This window comes from Pseudoalteromonas rubra (assembly GCF_005887095.1).
In the GTDB taxonomy this organism is placed as follows: Bacteria; Pseudomonadota; Gammaproteobacteria; order Enterobacterales; family Alteromonadaceae; genus Pseudoalteromonas; species Pseudoalteromonas rubra_E.
In genome coordinates this window covers 1-245 of sequence record NZ_PNCI01000210.1, presented here as the reverse complement: position 1 = coordinate 245, position 245 = coordinate 1, and the positions used below count along the sequence as shown (strand labels likewise).

The window sequence follows — 245 nt, the reverse complement described above, 5'->3', positions numbered from 1 at the left end:
GCAGCTGCACCAATTAAAAGACTGGGGATTGCCGCTGTGCCCGGAGACCAAGCTTGTCAACGGCACAGAGCAAGCGATTGCTTACTATCAAGACATTTTAACGCGCCGAGGTGAGCTTAAATATGAAATTGATGGTGTGGTAATTAAAATAAACCAAAAAGCCTTACAAGAGCGTTTAGGGTTTGTTGCACGTGCACCGCGCTGGGCAATTGCTTATAAGTTTCCTGCGCAAGAAGAAATAACCC

General features: G+C 46.1%; 1 pseudogene. It reads left to right on the top strand.

Annotation, left to right across the window (positions count from 1 at the left end):
* Positions 1–245: pseudogene (gene ligA, locus CWB99_RS23895) on the top strand (NAD-dependent DNA ligase LigA); the annotation flags it as partial.